The sequence below is a fragment of the Sphingomonas sp. CCH10-B3 genome, from assembly GCF_001556185.1.
Lineage (GTDB): Bacteria > Pseudomonadota > Alphaproteobacteria > Sphingomonadales > Sphingomonadaceae > Sphingomonas > Sphingomonas aquatica.
The window spans coordinates 1-17921 of the sequence record NZ_LSIJ01000085.1 but is presented as its reverse complement, the minus strand read 5'-3'; the positions used below and the strand labels follow the sequence as shown (position 1 = coordinate 17921).

Annotated in this window: 17 protein-coding genes and 1 pseudogene; 5 read left to right on the top strand and 13 right to left on the bottom strand. The window is 62.6% G+C overall.

Annotated elements, in window-relative coordinates; genetic code table 11:
• Positions 1–108: 108 nt before the first annotated feature.
• The 4 genes from AX672_RS13735 to AX672_RS13720 all read right to left on the bottom strand — a co-directional run bounded on the left by AX672_RS13735 (position 109) and on the right by AX672_RS13720 (position 5384).
• Positions 109–3078 (bottom strand): Tn3 family transposase, encoded by a 2970-nt coding sequence (locus AX672_RS13735; RefSeq protein ID WP_014072601.1) that lies wholly within the window; start codon positions 3076–3078, stop codon positions 109–111.
• 91 nt (positions 3079–3169) lie between these two features.
• On the bottom strand, positions 3170–4546 hold the full coding sequence (gene merA, locus AX672_RS13730) for a mercury(II) reductase (RefSeq protein ID WP_082730559.1): 1377 nt from the start codon (positions 4544–4546) through the stop codon (positions 3170–3172).
• Between the two features lie 79 nt (positions 4547–4625).
• Complete coding sequence (locus AX672_RS18305; protein ID WP_004213249.1) at positions 4626–4955, bottom strand: heavy-metal-associated domain-containing protein; 330 nt, start codon at positions 4953–4955, stop codon at positions 4626–4628.
• 12 nt (positions 4956–4967) lie between these two features.
• A complete protein-coding gene (locus AX672_RS13720; RefSeq protein WP_443026239.1) occupies positions 4968–5384 on the bottom strand; it encodes a mercuric transporter MerT family protein in 417 nt (138 codons plus the stop codon).
• Positions 5385–5439: 55 nt separating this feature from the next.
• On the opposite strand from AX672_RS13720, the gene AX672_RS13715 reads away from it, so the two are divergent.
• From AX672_RS13715 to AX672_RS13695, 5 genes are all read left to right on the top strand, one after another.
• Complete coding sequence (locus AX672_RS13715; RefSeq protein ID WP_039330852.1) at positions 5440–5862, top strand: MerR family transcriptional regulator; 423 nt, start codon at positions 5440–5442, stop codon at positions 5860–5862.
• A gap of 170 nt (positions 5863–6032) precedes the next feature.
• Complete coding sequence (locus tag AX672_RS13710) at positions 6033–6593, top strand: recombinase family protein (protein ID WP_004213255.1); 561 nt, start codon at positions 6033–6035, stop codon at positions 6591–6593.
• A gap of 63 nt (positions 6594–6656) precedes the next feature.
• The gene (locus AX672_RS13705; RefSeq protein WP_007406848.1) at positions 6657–7916 is read left to right on the top strand and encodes a TolC family protein; all 1260 of its coding nucleotides are present in this window, start codon (positions 6657–6659) and stop codon (positions 7914–7916) included.
• On the top strand, positions 7913–9067 hold the full coding sequence (locus tag AX672_RS13700) for an efflux RND transporter periplasmic adaptor subunit (protein WP_007406857.1): 1155 nt from the start codon (positions 7913–7915) through the stop codon (positions 9065–9067). The genes AX672_RS13705 and AX672_RS13700 overlap by 4 nt, the downstream gene beginning before the upstream one ends.
• Positions 9064–12300 carry an efflux RND transporter permease subunit gene (locus tag AX672_RS13695; protein WP_018251231.1) on the top strand — a complete coding sequence of 1079 codons (3237 nt, stop codon included), beginning with the start codon at positions 9064–9066 and terminating at the stop codon, positions 12298–12300. Before AX672_RS13700 ends, AX672_RS13695 begins: the two co-directional genes overlap by 4 nt.
• A gap of 418 nt (positions 12301–12718) precedes the next feature.
• Here AX672_RS13695 and copM read toward each other — a convergent pair whose 3' ends face one another.
• The 9 genes and pseudogenes from copM to AX672_RS13650 all read right to left on the bottom strand — a co-directional run.
• Entirely contained in the window at positions 12719–13114 is a 396-nt protein-coding gene (gene copM, locus AX672_RS13690) for a CopM family metallochaperone (protein ID WP_050794225.1), read from the bottom strand.
• Positions 13101–13415, bottom strand: a complete 315-nt coding sequence (locus tag AX672_RS13685) for a hypothetical protein (RefSeq protein ID WP_206379108.1) — start codon at positions 13413–13415, stop codon at positions 13101–13103. The genes copM and AX672_RS13685 overlap by 14 nt, the downstream gene beginning before the upstream one ends.
• A 5-nt stretch (positions 13416–13420) precedes the next feature.
• The gene (locus tag AX672_RS13680) at positions 13421–13771 is read right to left on the bottom strand and encodes a DUF3147 family protein (RefSeq protein ID WP_018251229.1); all 351 of its coding nucleotides are present in this window, start codon (positions 13769–13771) and stop codon (positions 13421–13423) included.
• Between the two features lie 245 nt (positions 13772–14016).
• Positions 14017–14625, bottom strand: a complete 609-nt coding sequence (locus AX672_RS13675) for a DedA family protein (protein WP_007406854.1) — start codon at positions 14623–14625, stop codon at positions 14017–14019.
• A gap of 12 nt (positions 14626–14637) precedes the next feature.
• A complete protein-coding gene (locus AX672_RS13670; protein ID WP_231731359.1) occupies positions 14638–14994 on the bottom strand; it encodes a hypothetical protein in 357 nt (118 codons plus the stop codon).
• A 119-nt stretch (positions 14995–15113) separates the two neighbouring features.
• Positions 15114–15569, bottom strand: a complete 456-nt coding sequence (locus AX672_RS13665; RefSeq protein ID WP_018251228.1) for an MgtC/SapB family protein — start codon at positions 15567–15569, stop codon at positions 15114–15116.
• A 113-nt stretch (positions 15570–15682) separates the two neighbouring features.
• The gene (locus AX672_RS13660; RefSeq protein WP_007406852.1) at positions 15683–16432 is read right to left on the bottom strand and encodes an HAD-IIB family hydrolase; all 750 of its coding nucleotides are present in this window, start codon (positions 16430–16432) and stop codon (positions 15683–15685) included.
• A pseudogene (locus AX672_RS13655) lies at positions 16429–17469 on the bottom strand (HAD-IC family P-type ATPase); the annotation flags it as partial. The pseudogene AX672_RS13655 and the gene AX672_RS13660, both read right to left, overlap by 4 nt.
• A gap of 52 nt (positions 17470–17521) precedes the next feature.
• The coding region (locus tag AX672_RS13650; protein WP_066652213.1) for a MarR family winged helix-turn-helix transcriptional regulator at positions 17522–17921 on the bottom strand (400 nt) is incomplete at its 5' end.

Below are 17921 nucleotides of genomic sequence, written 5' to 3'. Positions count from 1 at the left end.
GACGCCGCGCGCGTCGACTGACTACCCTAGAGGATCATGCACTATGAAGGCGTCACCTCAAGGTTTGTTCGCCAGACAACGATTTCTCGGACATAAGCGGAACATGGGCTACGCTACACGCTTCAACCGCGCCATTGGCTCGTTGAGTGGGTGGAATTCACCTGCTGGAAGTCGCCTGGCCTGCTCCCAGAGGTAATCGCCGGTCAGACTGATGTGCGCCCAGCCCATCGGAGAAAGGTGCGCAAGCAGTGCCGCATCGAACGTCGTGCCGACAGCGTTGAGGTGCTGGGCGGCCCGGTCGAGATAGACCGTGTTCCAGTAGGAAATCGCCGCAATCAGCAGGTTCAGCCCAGATGCGCGAAATTCCTGATTTTCCAGCGAGCGATCGGTGAACCGACCCTGCCGGTTGGTATAGATGGCGGCGGCAAGCGTGTGCCTCGCCTCGCCTTTGTTGAGACCGGCCTGACAGGCACGTCGCAGTTCCGGTTGTTCAAGCCAATCGAGCGTGAACAAAGTGCGCTCGATACGGCCCAGTTCAGCCAATGCAAAATCCAGCCTGTTCTGGCGTTTGTAGGCGGCAAGTTTTCGCAAGATTACTGACGGCGCCACCGTGCCATCCTTGATTGAGGCGACAATCCTGACGATGTCATCCCAATCGGCCTCGATCGCTGCCGTTTTGATGGTGCGGCCCATCAGATTTTCGATGCCCTTGTATGTCGATGGCGCAGCGATCGAACCCAGCTTGCGGTCGCCAATATCGCGCAGCCGGGGCGCGAAGCGGAACCCGAGTAGGTGGCAGAGTGCGAAAACATGATCGGTGGCGCCGCCGGTATCGGTATAGTGCTCATGCAACGGAAGGTTGCCGGCGCCCAGGACAAGCCCGTCGAGCACGTAAGGCGCTTCACCTGCCGTCGCGGACATGATCCGTGATCCGAATGATGCGAAGTGATCGGAAAGGTGAGAATAGATTTTCACGCCAGGTTCGGCGCCATATTTGGCATTGACGTCCGCCGCCCCTGAACGGCTCCGCCCCGACCGGAAGAACTGGCCATCGGACGACGAACTGGTGCCAGCGCCCCAATGCCGCGCGAATGGTAATTCGTGATGGGCTGAGATGATCATGGCCAGCGCGGCCTGATAGTTCTCGGGTGAAAGATACCAGTTGTGGGTCCATGCGAGTTGGGCATAGCTGACGCCTTCGCTGGCATTGGCCATCCGCTCCAGCCCGAGGTTGGTGCCATCAGCCAGAATTGCGGCGAGTACCGTGCTGGGGTTGTCGTGCTCCTTGCCTGAGCGCAGGTCACGGAATGCGTTCAAAAAACCAGTGCGTTCGGCGACTTCAAGCAGCAGCTCGGTGATGCGCACGCGGGGAAGCAGGGTATCGAGCTTGCGATCGAGGGCTTCAGCTTCCGGTGGGGTGACAGGCGGCATTTGCTGAAGCTTGAGCCGGTCTCGTTCGAGCGACACTCCCTCAAGCTTGTTTGTTTTCAACTGCTTGGCAAATCGGCGCAGCCGCCAGTCAAGATTTCGTGCCCGGTCAGCGAGGTAGGATGCAGCATTTGAATCGAACGGAAGCACATCCGCCACTTTGGCGGCGTCGCGCCGACCCAGCAAATAGGCATCGAAGCGCTGATAGTTGCGGGTTCCCTCGATCCATACATCACCGGCGCGCAAACGATCACGCAAGGTTGCCATGATCGCAATTTCATAACGTCGGCGGTCGATACGGCCGCTTTCGGTGATGAGACGCTTCCACTGCCGATTGGGGAATGGCAGTGGAACGCCATCGGGAAGGTCGCGCGACTTTCGTGTGTTCGCATCGCGAATGACATCGATGGCTTTGATCAGTGCCGTCCCTGTTCCAGACGCCTTGAAGGTGAAGGCGTCCAGAAATGCCGGGCTGAAACGCCGTAGCGTGGCGTAACGCTCGGTTGCCGTTACCAGTGCGTCCTCGCCGGCAAGATCAGCAAGGGCATCTACTTGGGCCTTTGCCGCAACAAGCCGGTGCCAGCCCACCGCTTCGTCAATCAATTCGAGCGGATCGCCGCCATTCTGGACAGCCTCATCAAGTGCTGTAATCGTGGCGCCAAACAGCCGCATGAGTTGCCCCACCGACTGAATACTATCTTGGTAGCGACGCTCGCGCCCACGCCGCGCGCGCGTGAACATGCCGCCGATAAGTCGGTCAAACATTTGGATCGCGGCATCGGCAAGTCTGGCCTCAAGGTCGATCACTGCGGCCGTCAACGTCGCCCGCCTGCGATTGACGCTGTAATCCGAAAGCAGGAATGCCGGTGCCACGCCGCCCTCGCGGACAAATTGGGCAAAGCGGAATTCCGGAATGGCGCCCCCAACTACCGGGTGGATACCTATGCCGCGAACATAGCGCAGGCGCTCAAGCAAGCCATTGATATTGGCCGCAGTCGGGGCTTCTTCGAAATTACGCAACCACGCCAGCGGTGTCATGCCGAAATCCGGGTTGTTGATTACGAGTTCGTCTAGCCGTGTCAGTTCAGCAGAGCTGAGGCCTTCGACGATTGCGGCTGCGGCAGCTTTGCGTGCGCGTGCCCGGCCAGCAAGACCGGCGCGTTCCAGTGTGTCGCCTGACGGAAGAATGAACCGCTCACCCTTCAGGCCAACCATGAGGGCGCGAACAATCGGTTCACCTCTGTCTGTATACTCGGCGGCTTGCGCGGCAAGATTCAGGGCAAGTGCCAGGTCGCCGCGTCGAAACGGGCGTATGCCAAGATAACGCGCCACGAGATCGGCATGATCGGTACGGGTTTGCGCGCGCTGACCATATGCAGAGAAGGAGGAAGGATCGACGAATAACTGTGCCGCGAGGTACTGAAGAATGACGTCGGGAAGCCCGATCTCGGGTTGCAGACCAAAGCCGGGATGTCGCATCAAAGCGATTTGTGCAGCCAGACCGAGGCGATTTGCTGGACCATAGCGGCGCCCAACCAATTCAACATCTTCCGCAGAAAGGGTATAATGCCCAATGATCGCGGTTTCTTGGACAGGAGGATCGAACAGGCGCCGGCGCTCGTCTCCGGTCAGAAGTCGGCGTCGTGCCATTTTGCTCTCCCGCTGAGGCGAATAACAAAATTGACACCAAAGCGGCTTGCACTGGAGGGAGGCCATTCGTTGCCGGTTGATCCCCGAGCAATCACCCGGCGCAGCAAGACAGTTTGGCGACATCCTTATCAAACGTTTGGGCCGCCAGTTTGAGGCCTTCCACAGTGGTCAGGTAAGGAAATATCGTTGCACCCAATTCCAGGGTGGTCATGCCGTGTTTGATCGCCAGCACCAGTGTCTGGATCGAATCCGCGCCTTCGGGTGCCATGATCTGGCCGCCCAGCAAACGGTCGTTCGCCTTGTCGGCAATCATTTTGATGAGACCCCGCGTATCGCGTGCTGCCAGTGCCCTTGGCACAGCATCGAGCGGGAGCAGCGAAACCTTGATGTCCAGGCCTTGCGCCCGTGCTGTCGTTTCAGTGAGGCCGGCGCTGGCGACTTGCGGGTCGGTGAAGACGACGGATGGCATGGAGGAATTGTCGTAGCGGTATTGGTTGCCCGTCACCGCGTTGCGCGCGGCCAGTTTTGCGCCATAGGCGGCCATGTAGACGAACTGGTCCCGTCCCGTTACATCGCCCGCCGCGTAAATGCCTGGAACCGACGTTTCGAGGTGGTCATCGACGACGATTCCACCATTACGGGCAAGCACTATGCCGCGCTCCTCCAGCCCAAGCCCGTCGCTATTGGGTCGGCGTCCGGTGGCGATGAGCACCTGTTCCGCCGCGACGGTGTCACAATGCCCTTCGCAGGTCAATTCGACCCCGCTCTGTGTTTGGGCGATACGCTGATAGCCGACACCTGCGCAAACCCGCACGCCCTCGGCTTCCAAATAGTTTTTCAGCGCGGCACTCACTTCCGGGTCCATTTCGGGGAGCAGGCGGCTTCGGCAGCAGATGGTGACATCAACGCCCAGACGCGAAAACATCTGTCCCAGTTCTACCCCGATCACCCCGCCACCGATCACCAGCAGCGATTTGGGCAAGCGATCCAGCGCCAGCGCCGATGTGCTGGTTAGGTAGGGCACGCTGTCCATCCCCGGAATCGGCGGCACGGCGGCGTGCGCACCCATCGCCAATATGACCTTGCCGACCTTCATGGGCGCATCGCCGACAATCAGCGCACCATCGGCAAAGCGTGCCTTGCCCTCGATATAGCTCACACCGTCATAGGCGGGCAGCAGATCGACATATTTTTTTTGGCGCAGCGTCGTGACAAGATCGTCCTTCGACGCCGCCAATACGGACCAGTCATCCATCTGGACAGCGCCCCCAAGGCCGGGAAAGCGCGCGGCGGCAAGCCCACCATGCACCGCTTCGGCGGCGCGGATCAGCGTCTTGGAAGGAACGCAGCCAACATTGACACAGGTGCCGCCAATCGTGCCGTGACCGACGAGCGCCACTTTCGCGCCCAGATCGGCAGCGGCGATCGCGGCGGAGAACCCGGCAGAACCCGCGCCGATGACGGCCACGTCAAATCCTTCCTGCCCGGGGCGGTTGCAACAGTCGTTCATTGCTTATCGCTTTCTTGAGGCGCTGGCGGCGCCCCGCTCAGTTTTGAATAGCGCGCGCCGGATAACCCGCGTTGGTTGATGCAGCGGCAATCGCAGCAGCATTGGTGCGGCGCGGGTTATAGGTTGCGCGCGCGGTCTTGGCTGCGAAATCGACCGTGACCGCCGTTACCCCGGCGACGCCTTCCATCGCCTTCTTCACGGTGATCGGGCAGGTGGCGCAGGTCATGTTCTCTATGGCAAAGGTGGTTTGCTTCTGAGCGGTTGCGGTAGCCGCGGGGCGATCTTGCGCCGTGCCACTAACTGCATAGGCGACCCCGCCGCCAGCCATAGCCAGCACGGCCATAGCGATACATACTGTCTTTTTCATGGGTATTTCCTTTCAATAGAACCAGGGTGCCCACCAGTCGATGGTGAGCGCCAGGATGGCGACGGCAAGGCCCAGCCACAGCACCGCCTTGGTGGTCCAAGCCGATTGTGGACGAGCGCAGTAGGAACCGTCTTCACAGGGCGGTTTCGGCTTGAAATAGACATGCCAGAAGCCGTAGCCGAGCAGCGCGAGCGTTACGCCTGCGACATAGGGCTTGTAAGGTTCGAGCGCCGTCAGGTTGGCGATCCACGCGCCGGAAATTCCGAGCATAACCAACAGTAGCGGGACGACGCAGCAAGCCGAGGCGAGCCCCGCGCCGATCAATGCGCCCGCCGCAACCCAGTTTGCCTGCTTCGGCTCGTGGTTTTCGGTGAGGGCTGGCTGTCTCGCTTCCGGCGTTGAGACCATGGCTTGAATCCCTTGTTCCAACTGAGTGATTCGCAGTGTAGGCTCTGTAGCCACTACAGACTCAAGAGGTATTTTCATGGAGCAACAGGTCGGCATCTTGCGTGCCCAGCTTGCCCGGAAAACAGGCTGCAATCTCGAAACCATCCGCTATTACGAGAAGGTGGGATTGCTGCCGGGGCCGCCTCGCAGTTCCAACGGCTACCGCGTCTATTCGCCGGAACTGGTGCAAAGGTTGCAGTTCATCCTGCGCGCGCGCGACCTTGGCTATGCAATGGATGACATACGGTCATTGTTGTCGCTCACCGATACCGGTGCACAAACCTGCGCGGAGGTTATGGCGAGAACCGAACTCCACCTTGAAGATGTCCGCCGCCGCATTGCAGATTTGCAGAAGATAGAGGTGACGCTGGCGACCACGTTAGCCAGATGCACTGGAGATGACGTTGCCGAATGTCCCATCCTGGAAGCACTCCAGTTTTTACCCCATCAAGGCAATTGACGCCATCTTTGAGGGATTTGATTTCGTGATGTCAGCTTGGAGTATAGCCTAACCGGACGTCAGGGCGCTACCGCGGTTTCTGTCAGATTAGGGTACTAAACGGAATTTGTTGACGAATGTCGTTGCGTATCATAGATTTCAACCTGACATTTTGATGGAGAGAGTGCGCAGTGAAGGGGCAACGGATCGGCTATGTCCGGGTCAGCACGTTCGATCAGAATGTGGATCGCCAATTGGAAGGTCAGTCGCTCGATCGGACCTTCACCGACAAGGCATCGGGCAAGGACGTCAACCGCCCCCAGCTTGAGGCTCTGCTCACTTTCGCCCGCGAAGGCGATACCGTCGTCGTCCACAGCATGGATCGGTTGGCCCGCAATCTGGATGACCTGCGCAAGCTGGTCCAGGGCCTCACCAAGCGAGGTATCCGGATCGAGTTTGAGAAGGAAAGCCTGTCCTTCTCGGGGGAGGACTCCCCGATGGCCAATCTGATGCTCTCGGTCATGGGTGCGTTTGCTGAGTTCGAGCGCGCCCTGATCCGCGAACGGCAACGCGAAGGCATTGCGATCGCTCGGCAGCGCGGCGCCTATCGGGGGCGGAAACGGTCGCTCTCGGATGAGATGATTGCCGATCTGCACCGCCGCGTTGCCGCCGGTGAACGCAAGGCGACCATCGCGCGCGACATGGGCATCAGCCGCGAAACCCTCTACCAGTACCTTCGCGCCGCTGCCTGACACCAATGTTCACATTATGTCCGGAAAATCGTTGTTCAGCGTACAAAGCTTGAGGTGACGCCTATGAACGGCAGTTTTCGCCGGTCGCGCACCGTTGCGCTGACCGGCGCCTTTGCGGCGCTATCGCCCGTAGGTGCGGCGTGGTCGCAGACCGCACCCCCCTTTGCACAGCTTCTAAATCAGACGCGTGATGTGCCGCGCGTCCTGGCGCTAGAAGCAGACGTCGCCCGAGCACGCGGCTTGGCATTACAAGCGCGCGCCCGACCGAACCCCTCGATCAATGTCTATGCAGAGAATTTCGTGGGCGACCACGATCGCAATGCGCGCAATCAACAACAGACGACTTTCCAGGTCGATCAGCCTGTCGAACTGGGCGGCAAGCGATCCGCTCGGATCGCCGCCGGTGAAGCCGGGATCGTTGCGGCAAAGGCGCGCGATCGTGACGGCCGTCTCGTCTTTGCGACTGAGCTGGCGCGCGCTTATGCTGGTGCCGAAATCGCCGATCGTCGCATCACCATCGCCGAAGAAGAGGTTAAACAGGCGACCGATGTCTTGAGGGTTGCCCGCGCTTTGGTCGGCGCCGGCAAGGAAGCCCGTCTCCGGCAAGTGCAGGCCGAAACCGAACTGAACACGCTTCAGGCCGACCTCGAAAACGCGCGCGCTTTCAAGACGGTCGCGCTGGCACGTCTTTCGGCGCTCGCCGGTATGACCACCCCCTTCACCGGTCTTTCGGAGTCACTCCTCGATCGGCTCGATGCCAAGCCGGCTTTCGGTCCCATTGACGCGATGCAGGCGACGACGGTGCGGGTCGCGGAAGCCGAACAAGACGCCGCTGCGCGGGCGGTGACGGTGCAACAGCGCCTCGCCATTCCGAACGTCACTGCGCAGCTTGGAGTGCGTCAACTCCGCGTCGCGAGCGGCCCTGCCCTAGTCGCCGGCATATCGGTCCCGCTCCCCTTCTTCGATCGCAACCAGGGCAACATCGCGGCGGCACGCGCTGAGCTGCAAGGAGCAGAAGCGCGCGCCGCCGCGGCCCGGCTCGAAGCCGAGGCCGGGACACGCGCCGGTCTAGCGCTGGTCGAGGCAGCCGACGCTCGTGCCGCTGCCGCGCAGCGGACTTTGACAACCGCCGAAGAAGGCTACCGCCTCGCCCGCATCGCTTACGAGGCAGGTAAAAGCCCGCTGATCGAACTGCTCGCCGCACGTCAAAATCTCGGAGTCGCCCGCGGCCTCATCCTCGATGCCGCCGCAGCGCGCCTCGACGCCCGCGCCAATCTCGCCCGTCTGCAGGGCCTCACCATCACCGGAGAAGCGGTGCAATGACCGATAAAACTCGCCTCTACACCGGCGCCGCCATTGGCCTGGTCGCTGCCGCCGCGCTTGGATTCGGCGCTGCGCGCCTCACCCAATCGCCCGCCCCTGCCCCTGCTCCTACGGAGGCCGCAGCGCCAGCCAAGCCGTCGAACACGGTCGCGATGACGCAGCAGGCACTTTCGGCATCGCAGATCACTGTAGCCCCGGCGGCCTCCGGCGAGCTGGACGCCGCGATCCTTGCCTCCGCTACGGTCGAGGCGACGCCCGACGCCGAGGCGGTGCTGACCGCGCGCGCACCGGGCACGGTCAGCCGTATCATGGTCCGCATCGGCGATCTTGTGCGAGCCGGCCAGACGCTCGCTCTGGTCGAGAGCCGCGATGCTTCGCAGATCGCAGCCGATCGCTCGGCCGCGTCCGCGCGCGTCACTCTCGCCGCTCGCCAGCTCGAACGCGAACGCGGTTTGCTTGCCCAGGGCGTCACCCCCCGCGCTGACTATGAAGCCGCACAAGCCAATCTGGCGGTCGCCCAGGCCGATGCCCGGCGCGCTAGCGCCGCCGCAGGCGCTGCCCGCGTATCAGGTGACGGCCGATCGGTTGCGGTCGTCAGCCCCGTCTCGGGGCGCGTCACCAATGCTGGTGCCAATCTCGGCCAGTTCGTCGCGGCTGAAACCGAGCTGTTCCGCGTCGCCGACCCGCGCCGGCTTCAGATCACGGCTAGCGTTCCCCCCGCCGATGCAGGCCGGGTCCGAGAAGGTGACAGGGTGGAGTTGACCACCACCGATGGCCGCAAGATCGAGGGCCGCGTACGTTCGTCGACCGGCGTCGTCGATCCGCAATCGCGGACCGCGACCGTCGTCATCACGCCGACCTCTGGCGGCAGCACACTCGCCCCGGGCCAGCTTGTGCAGGCTCGTATCCTCGCCAGCGGCGGGGCCGCCAAGAGTGGCGTGATGGTGCCGCAAGACGCGGTGCAGACGCTTGGCAGCGATACCGTAGTGTTCGTCCGCACCGGCCAAGGCTTCCGCGCACAGCCGGTTCAGGTCGGCAGCCGATCAGGCGGGATGGTGGCGATCACCGGCGGCCTCGCCGCCGGCACGCAGATCGCCACCACCAACGCTTTTCTCCTCAAAGCGGAGATCGAGAAGGAGTCGGCGGAATGATCGGCCGCATCCTCTCCCTTTCGGTCCGGATGCGATGGCTTGTCGCCGTCCTGACCCTCGTCGTCATTGGCTTTGGTTTATGGCAGATCACCAAGCTGCCGATTGACGCTGTGCCCGACGTCACCAACCGACAGGTCCAGATCAGCACATTCGCCCCGACGCTTGGGCCGGTCGACATCGAAAAGCAGGTGACGTTCCCGGTGGAAACGGCGCTGGCCGGAATCCCAGGGCTTGAGATGACCCGCTCCATCTCGCGCAACGGCTTCAGCCAGGTAACGGCGGTCTTCACCGACCGCACCGACATTTACTTCGCGCGCCAGCAGGTGACGGAACGGCTCGCACAATCGCGCGACAGCCTGCCTTCCAACGCGCAGCCGATCCTAGCACCGCTCAGCACCGGGCTCGGCGAGATTTTCTTCTATTCGGTCGCCTTCCGTCACCCCGACGGCAAGGGCTTGAAGACGGTCGATGGGAAGCCGGGCTGGCAGTCGGACGGCAGCTATCTCACGCCCGAGGGCGAACGCCTGACCACCGAGCTGGCGAAGGCGGCATATCTCCGCACGGTGCAGGATTGGATCATCCGCCCACAGATGCGCGCCGTGCGCGGCGTCGCCGGGGTTGATTCCAACGGCGGCTATGTGAAGCAATATCTGATCGAGCCAAACCTGAACGCGCTCGTTAGCTATGGGCTGTCGGTGACGGAGTTGGCGGACGCGATGGAGCGGGCCAATCTCTCTGCCGGCTCCAATTACGTCCGCCGTGCCGGCGAGAGCTTCCTTGTCCGCGCCGATGCTCGCCTCAAATCGATCGATGACATTCAGGAAGCCGTCGTGGCAACCCGGAACGGCGTTCCCATCCGCGTCAAGGACGTGGGCCAGGTCGTGATCGGCGGTGCGGTCCGCACCGGATCCGGCAGTCGCATGGGATCGGAAGCGGTCATCTCGACCGTGCTGATGCTGGTGGGCGACAACAGCCGCATCGTCGCGACCGATGCCGCCGAGAAGCTGACGCAGATCAACAAGGCGCTGCCGCCCGACGTGTTCGCCGAGCCGGTCTACAACCGGTCCAAGCTGGTCAACGCGACGATCGCGACGGTCGAAAAGAACCTCACAGAAGGCGCGCTGCTCGTCATCGTCGTGCTGTTCCTGCTGCTCGGCAACATCCGCGCCGCGCTCATCACCGCTGCGGTCATCCCGATCACTATGCTGATGACGGCCGCCGGCATGAACGGGCTGGGCGTATCGGGCAACCTGATGAGCCTTGGAGCGCTCGACTTCGGGCTGATCGTCGACGGCGCCGTCATCATCGTCGAGAATGCGCTTCGCCGCCTCGCCGAGCGCCAGGAGCATGAAGGCCGGCTTCTCACCCGCGACGAGCGGATGGAGGAAACGACACTCGCGGCCAAGGAGATGGTGCGGCCGACCGTTTATGGTCAGCTCATCATCTTCCTCGTCTTCGTGCCGCTGCTCACCTTCCAGGGCGTTGAGGGCAAGACGTTCGCGCCGATGGCGATCACGTTGATGGTGGCGCTCGCCTCCGCTTTCGTCCTGTCGCTGACCTTCGTTCCCGCGATGATCGCGATCGTCGTCAAGGGCCGGGTCAGCGAGACGGAAGTGAAGCCGATCCGCTGGTTCAAGGAACGCTACGCCCCCGTGCTGGGCAGGGGCGTAGCTCGGCCGATGCCCTTCATTCTGGGCGGTGTCGGCGTGTTCGTCGCGGCAGTGCTGAGCTTTGGCTTGCTCGGCGAGGAGTTCATGCCGCAGCTCGACGAGAAGGACATAACCGTCACCAACTTCCGCGTGCCATCGGCGTCGATCGATCAGTCGACACAGATGCAGCTTCAGATCGAGAATGCATTGAAGACGCTGCCGGAGGTGGCGCTGGTCTTCTCTAAGAACGGCAACGCCGATCTCGGCACCGATCCGATGCCGCCCAATGCGTCGGATACCTATGTGATTCCAAAGCCAGAGGACGAGTGGCCGGCGGAGGTTAAGAGCAAGGAGGACATCCTTCGCCGCATCGAGGAGCGGATGAAACCGCTGATCGGCAACCGAACAGAGATTCAGCAACCGATCCAGATGCGCTTCAACGAGCTGATCGCCGGCGTTCGCGCCGACGTCGCGATCAAACTCTACGGCGATGACCTCGACGCGATGAGCGAACAGGCGCGGCGCATCGCTTCCGTCATGCGCACCATCCCGGGCGCTGGTGACGTGAGTGCCGAACAGACGTCCGGCGCGCCGACCTTCGACGTGCAGATCGATCGGCAAGCGGCGGGCCGTTATGGCCTGTCGGTTGAGGAGGTGGCGAACACGGTCTCGGCTGCGCTTGGCGGGCGCGAGGCCGGGTTGTTGTTCGAGGGAGACCGGCGGTTCGACGTCGTGGTCCGCCTCCCCGATGCGCAACGGGATGACCTTGAGACACTGGGGTCGATCCCGGTGATGCTGCCCACTGCCGAGGGTCAGGTGGCGCGCTCGATCCCGCTCAGCCAGGTCGCCCGGTTCAACTACACGCAGGGGTTGAACCAGGTTAGTCGCGAGAATGGCAAGCGGATGGTGGTCGTGCAGATCAACGTCCGCGGGCGCGATCTTGGCGGGTTCGTCGACGAAGCACAGGCGAGGATCGGCCAGATGCAGCTTCCCGCCGGCATGTATACTGAGTGGGGCGGCACCTTCGAGAGCCTGCAATCGGCTCGGTTGCGCCTGCTGATCGTCGTGCCGATCTGCTTTATCGCGATCTATGCCCTGCTCTACATGGCGCTCGGCAGCTTCGTGTCGGCGGCGATCGTGTTCTCGGCGGTGCCGATGGCGCTCGCAGGGGGCGTGTTTGCGCTGCTGCTGCGCGGTATCCCCTTCTCGATCACCGCAGCGGTCGGGTTCATAGCCCTATCGGGCGTTGCCGTCCTCAACGGCCTCGTGATGATGAGTGCGATCGGAAAGTATCGCGAAGACGGTGCGGCCGACGACGATGCGATCGTGGGCGGCGCAATGGAGCGCGTCCGTCCGGTGCTGATGACCGCGCTGGTCGCGTCTCTTGGCTTCGTGCCGATGGCGCTTGCGACCGGCACAGGAGCAGAAGTGCAACGCCCACTCGCAACGGTCGTCATCGGGGGGCTTATAACATCGACAATCCTGACCCTTCTTGTCCTGCCAGCCATCACAGCGTTGTCCATGCGATTGAGAGGCTCAAAGGCACAAGGTTCGACTGTCGGCACCACAAAGGCCCAGATTTGAGTCTACATGCGCACGTTCTGGTATCGTTGACCGGCATCAAGTTCAGTGTCGGTTCAAGTAGAAGCCCTAATATCAAATACGCCGTCGTTCGATCCTATCGTCCGATGGTAGGAGAGTAGACATGCGTAAGACATTTTGGATTGCAGCGGGGCTGCTGGCTTCGTTGGTCCCTGGTACTGCGATGGCGCAGCACCATGGTGGCCGTCATTCCACAGGTCATGGTAGCTACGGCGGACATGGACGTGTGGTCGTGTCAAATCACGGCTATGGCTATGCGCAGCCCTATTATGGTGGCGGCTATTATGCCGACTCTCCGCGATACCAGTCTCGCCACTACGTGCGCGATCGGCACTATGATCGTCATTCCCGTCCGAGGCATTACCGCCGCCATCATTGACGGCGGTAAGGCTTCGGGCCGCTACTTGCGGGTTTCGCGCCGGGCAAGCCACGCCCGCATCTCGGCGATCTCGCGCCGCTGCGTCGCCACTACTTCGGCTGCAAGCCGGCGAACAGCGGGATCGCGCCCGTACCTCAATTCTATCTCGGCCATCGCGATCGCGCCTTCATGATGGGGGATCATCGCGCGCATGAAGTCGGCGTCGGCATCACCAGTGAAGGCCACGTCCATAGCGCCATGCATCTTGGCGTTCGCGGCCCGGTAGGCTCTGGTTGCGGGCGTGTCGGCCCGCTTTCCCGCATCAGCTCCCCGGGTCACGCTCGTACCGTGTTGAGCGTGCTGTGCGCTCGCAGCAGGTGGCGTCAGTCCAGCGGCCGTTGCGACCATCAGCGCGAGCGTGCCGTTAATTCCGATCATCACGTTCCTTCTCCAGTGTAGCATCATGTCCGCGCTGGCGTCCGGCTCTGGCCGGAGGTTGCCGGCGCGCAGCCGCATCGAGCTCGGCCACGGCCTGGGCCGCGGCCTCGCAGTCGCTGCCGGTTTCCTGGCCCCGCTCGCAGCGGGTGACAACCAGCCTCGCCTCTTCCGCGTGGAAACGGAAATAGCCAGCATCCCGTGGTTTAATCAGTCCGCATCCAGTCAGAGCGATGGTCGCGACAGCGGCAATGAGCGCGCGTTCCTTGAGGTTTGTCATTCTGTTCACCCGCTCGTTGTTCATGGAAATCACAAAGCGATGCCAAAGCGCCGGAGTGCGAGAACCATCGCGATATAGAGCAGGACGGTCAGGCAGCATCCGGCGGCCAAGGCTGGCCAAAAGCCAATTCCGTGACGCAAAAGGACTGGTATCAGTAGGAATAGCGGCAGCGAGGGGAGTACGAACCAGAAGGTCGCCTGCGCATGGGCCGCCATGTTCATCGCATCAGGCCGGTCGTGCCACAGCCATATCATGCCAAGGACCGAGACGACCGGTAGCGACGCAATCAGCGCTCCGAACCCGGGATAGCGCTTCGCCACTTCCGACGCTGCCGCGATTAGTATGCCCGAGACGATGGCCTTGACTGCAAGATAGTACATAGGATGCTTCGCTTACCTTGTGGCGGTGGATCTTGATGATGCGGCCCAGCGCCACTTCCCCCCGTTGCGACGCCATGCGCGAAACCCGATGCGGTAAAGCCTCCCGATCCACTTGATGAGAATGAACGTGGTTCCTCGCGGGACCAGGCCAAGGGCACTGGCGTAGCGCGTGACGAAGACCAGCATCGAAGCTGCCGTAAGCCAAAGTCCGGCGGGAAAAACGGGAGACGAGCCATTGACATTCATCAATGGCGATCCCCGGATCGCCCGAAGGTCGCGACCCGCCAGAGATACCAAATGACGGCCAGCAAGAGCACGGCGTTGCTGACCGGTTCGATGACGCTCGCCACCTGATTATAGCGTTCGCCCAGCTCGTAGCCGGCTAGCACGAGGATCACGGTCCATATTGCCGAGCCGGCAAGCGTGGAAAGCAGGAACGGACCGAGGGGCATTCCGCTGACCCCTGCTGGCACCGAAATCAACGTCCGGACTCCCGGGACCATTCGTCCGAACAGAACCGCCCAACGGCCATAGCGGTCGAACCAGCGATCGACATGATCGATCTCGTCCGCCGTCAACGTCAGCCATCGACCGTGGCGAGAAGCAAAGCGCTTCAACCGATCGATGCCGATCCAGCGCCCGACATAGTACCATAGGATCGCTCCTGCGGCCGATCCGAGGGTGCCAGCGATAACGACCACCCACAGCGAGCCGCGCCCCTGCGCGGCCGTGTAGCCCGCAAGGGGCAGGATCACTTCCGATGGAATCGGCGGAAAGACGTTCTCGGCCAGCATCAGCAGGAAGACGCCAAAGCCGCCGAGTGCCGATAGGATCGATGTTATGATGTCGAACACAAGACAGCCTCGTCAGATGATCCAATAGAAGATGGCGCAGAACACGAGGATGAGGGCGAGGACCGATCCTACGATCGCGTTTTCCAGTCGCGGGCACTCGACGTTCCTGATCCGCGCGGCGACCTGCCAAGCGGGGCGGATCGGACACCGCCACGACCCAGCGACAATTCGATCCAATTCCGCGTCCGACAGCCCGAAGAATGCTTTGGCTTCACGGCGCGATCGACCCGCCAGCCCCATCACACGCAGCACCACATCGTCCCATGCGACATCGATCGCGCTCGGCCGATCGATCATCGGGCCGCGCGCGTCACCGCCTGCCCAAGAGGGAGGCAGCAGGCCGATGATCTGGTGAGGATTGCGCTCCAACAGCGTCGCCCAGCGCAGCAAGCGGTGTTGGCGGTCCCGCGCCGGGATAGTCCGCGCCGGCGCCCAACGTCGGGTGAGGGCTTGCACTGGATGTGTCCATCGGCTCGCCTGAGAGGTCGTCATGGACTTGCCGGAGTACAGGCGTCGCCATTGGTAGCGCGCTTGAGCGGACGAGAACAGCGCAGGGTCAGGAAGGTGGTGCAGCTCAGGATGAAGGCGATATCGTATAGGCCGTAGCCGACGGCCGCCCCGAGCGCGCCAGTCGCCCACAGGCTGGCCGCTGTTGCCGTACCCGAGGCTTTGCTACCCTTCTTCAGGATCGCGCCGCCCCCAATGAAACCGACGCCTGTAATCAGACCTTCGAGCAACCTGGCCTGCGCCGGGGACGTGCGGCCGAGGATCGCGATGCCTACCAGCACGAAGCCGCAACTGGCGATGGCAACCAACGGGAATGTGCGGATGCCTGCGCTACGGGCGTCCTTCTCGCGATCCCAGCCAACCGGAAGGGCAAGCGCGTAGGCGACGGCGAGACTGATGATATGGGTGGTTATCTCCCACCATGAGCTTTGAAACATGCCGGCCTGCCTGTTCTACGCGATCGCTCCAAATCGGAGGTTAAAAACGAATGTTGGGCCGAGCGCCTTGAAGGCGCTCGTGATTAAGGCGAGGATCGTGAACATCTGCGAACCTACCGGTGCAGACATGCGATGATGGCGGCCACGACGGCGGCGGTTTCCGCAACGTCGCGCACCCTGACCGTGTCGAGGCCGATCTCGACGGCGGGATAGTCATTTCCACCGGGGAAGATCGCATCGCCGATGAACAACATGCCGTCGAGCGGCACGCCGCTTTCGGCGCTCAGGCGCTTCAGGCCGTAGCCTTTGTCGACCCCTGCCCTCGTCACGTCGATCGATGTCGTACCGCCAAGATTGATCGAGAGGCCCGGCAGCACTGCGCGCAAGGTCGCCTGCAATGCAGTGCGTTTTTTCCGATCCCGGTCCCATCCCTCCTTTTCCTTCAGCGGCGCCGCCTGCCCCAGCCCCGAAAAGGTAATCTGGCTGCCGCGATCCTCGATCCGCTCGCCCCATATGCGTTCATCGGCGAGGCCGGCATCGGCCAGCGCCCGGTCGAAGGCCGCGCGGATCTTCGCCTTCTCCGCATCGTCGAACAGCTCGGCATAGACCACGCACCAAGCCCCATCGATGAAGCGATAGAGCTTGGTGCCGGTGGTCGGCATCAACCAGAGGCGGTCGAGCGCTGCGTCCGCAGGCAAGCGCGACGCGACCTGCTTTTCGAATTGTGGCCAGTCCCCGCCCGAGATCACCGCCACATCGGTAACGGCGAGCAACCGGGCGATGATCGCGGCCATATCCTCCGATAACGGGCGTTTGCTCTCCGCGAGCGTGCCGTCGAGGTCGAAAGCGACCAGCCACTTCATGCCGCGTTCCCCGCCGGGTCGCGGTAGGCGAGCAGCCGGAGCGCGTTGATGACGACGAGCAGTGTCGATCCCTCATGGACCGCCACCGCTGGCCCGATGCCGAGGCCGAGGATGGTGGCAGGCACGAGGAAGGCGACGACGCCCAGGCTGACGAACACGTTCTGACGGATGATGCCGCGCGTATGACGGCTCAGGCCGACCGCGAACGGCAAGTGCGCCAGGTCGTCGGCCATCAGCGCTACGTCGGCCGTCTCGAGCGCTACGTCCGACCCCGCCGCGCCCATTGCGATGCCGACCGTGGCGCTCGCCATCGCGGGCGCGTCGTTCACGCCGTCGCCGACCATCGCGACCTTGTCCTCGCCGGCAAGCTTCTTGATTGCGGCCACCTTGTCTTCGGGCATGAGGTCGCCCCACGCCTCATCGATTCCGACATCGTTGGCGATCGCTTCGGCGACCTTCTGGTGATCGCCGGAGATCATTATCATCCGCGACACACCCATCTCGTGCAGCCGGCGCAGCGCGGTCTTGGCCGCTTCGCGGGGCGTGTCCATCAGGCCGATCGCGCCTAGGTCGCGGTCTCCCTTGCGGACGACCATCGTCGTGCGGCCGTTCTCGCGCAGCTTCGCGATCGCGTCCTGCGCCCCCTGCCCCAGCGCCGGTATGCCCTCGCCCCCAAACATCTCGGCCTTGCCGATCCACACCGTCTCGCCATCCACGCTCGCGGTGACGCCACGACCGGTCAGGCTCTTGAGGTCGCCAGCGGTGGGCAACGGGCGCCCATTCAGGCGTTCGCGGCCGTCGTTGACGATCGCTTGGGCCAGCGGGTGATCGCTCAGCGCCTCGACAGCGACGGCCAGCGACAGCAGCTCGCCTTCGTCGGTGCCGTCGACGGGCACGACATCGGTGATGCGCGGGCGCCCTTCGGTCAGCGTGCCGGTCTTGTCGAAGGCGATCGCCTTCAACGAGCCGAGGTTTTCGAGCGGCGCACCGCCCTTCACCAGCACACCGCCACGTGCCGCGCGCGCGACGCCGGACAGGGGTCAGGACATAGAACGGGCACAGATATACGCTAAGCGTCTCTGCGCGCACTTATGGGTCGACTCTATGCGTCGACGACTCCAGCATTCCAAAGGCATCCATCGGACAGTTGTAGCATCGCCTCTCGTCGCAGAGCCGGCATATCGTCAGCGCCGAGACAGCGTCGTCAGACATCTGCGCAAGTATTGTCTCGGCAATACGTTCCAGCACGAGGCGGTCAGCATTCGAGACATGGCTAAGGATTTCGGATAAAGTCTCGTTTCTTCGTTGCAGGATCGCAGATAGGCGAGTCTCGCCTGCCTCAGTGAGCATCAGCGCTACTGCACGACGGTCCCGTAGCGCTTTGGATCGAACGGCGAACCCGGCTGCAACCAATCGATCGACAAGCCGCACCGTCCCCGCGTGGGACAAGCCTAGCACCCGTCCTAATTCGTCGATCGAAAGACCGCTC

What these genes read in the sequence shown, in the direction of transcription:
- AX672_RS13735 (WP_014072601.1), bottom strand. Translation starts at nt 3,078, where the DNA reads ATGGCACGACGCCGACTTCTGACCGGAGACGAGCGCCGGCGCCTGTTC.
- AX672_RS18305 (WP_004213249.1), bottom strand. Translation starts at nt 4,955, where the DNA reads ATGAAAAAGACAGTATGTATCGCTATGGCCGTGCTGGCTATGGCTGGC.
- AX672_RS13715 (WP_039330852.1), top strand. Translation starts at nt 5,440, where the DNA reads ATGGAGCAACAGGTCGGCATCTTGCGTGCCCAGCTTGCCCGGAAAACA.
- AX672_RS13705 (WP_007406848.1), top strand. Translation starts at nt 6,657, where the DNA reads ATGAACGGCAGTTTTCGCCGGTCGCGCACCGTTGCGCTGACCGGCGCC.
- AX672_RS13700 (WP_007406857.1), top strand. Translation starts at nt 7,913, where the DNA reads ATGACCGATAAAACTCGCCTCTACACCGGCGCCGCCATTGGCCTGGTC.
- AX672_RS13695 (WP_018251231.1), top strand. Translation starts at nt 9,064, where the DNA reads ATGATCGGCCGCATCCTCTCCCTTTCGGTCCGGATGCGATGGCTTGTC.
- copM (WP_050794225.1), bottom strand. Translation starts at nt 13,114, where the DNA reads ATGATCGGAATTAACGGCACGCTCGCGCTGATGGTCGCAACGGCCGCT.
- AX672_RS13685 (WP_206379108.1), bottom strand. Translation starts at nt 13,415, where the DNA reads ATGAACAACGAGCGGGTGAACAGAATGACAAACCTCAAGGAACGCGCG.
- AX672_RS13680 (WP_018251229.1), bottom strand. Translation starts at nt 13,771, where the DNA reads ATGTACTATCTTGCAGTCAAGGCCATCGTCTCGGGCATACTAATCGCG.
- AX672_RS13665 (WP_018251228.1), bottom strand. Translation starts at nt 15,569, where the DNA reads ATGTTTCAAAGCTCATGGTGGGAGATAACCACCCATATCATCAGTCTC.
- AX672_RS13660 (WP_007406852.1), bottom strand. Translation starts at nt 16,432, where the DNA reads ATGAAGTGGCTGGTCGCTTTCGACCTCGACGGCACGCTCGCGGAGAGC.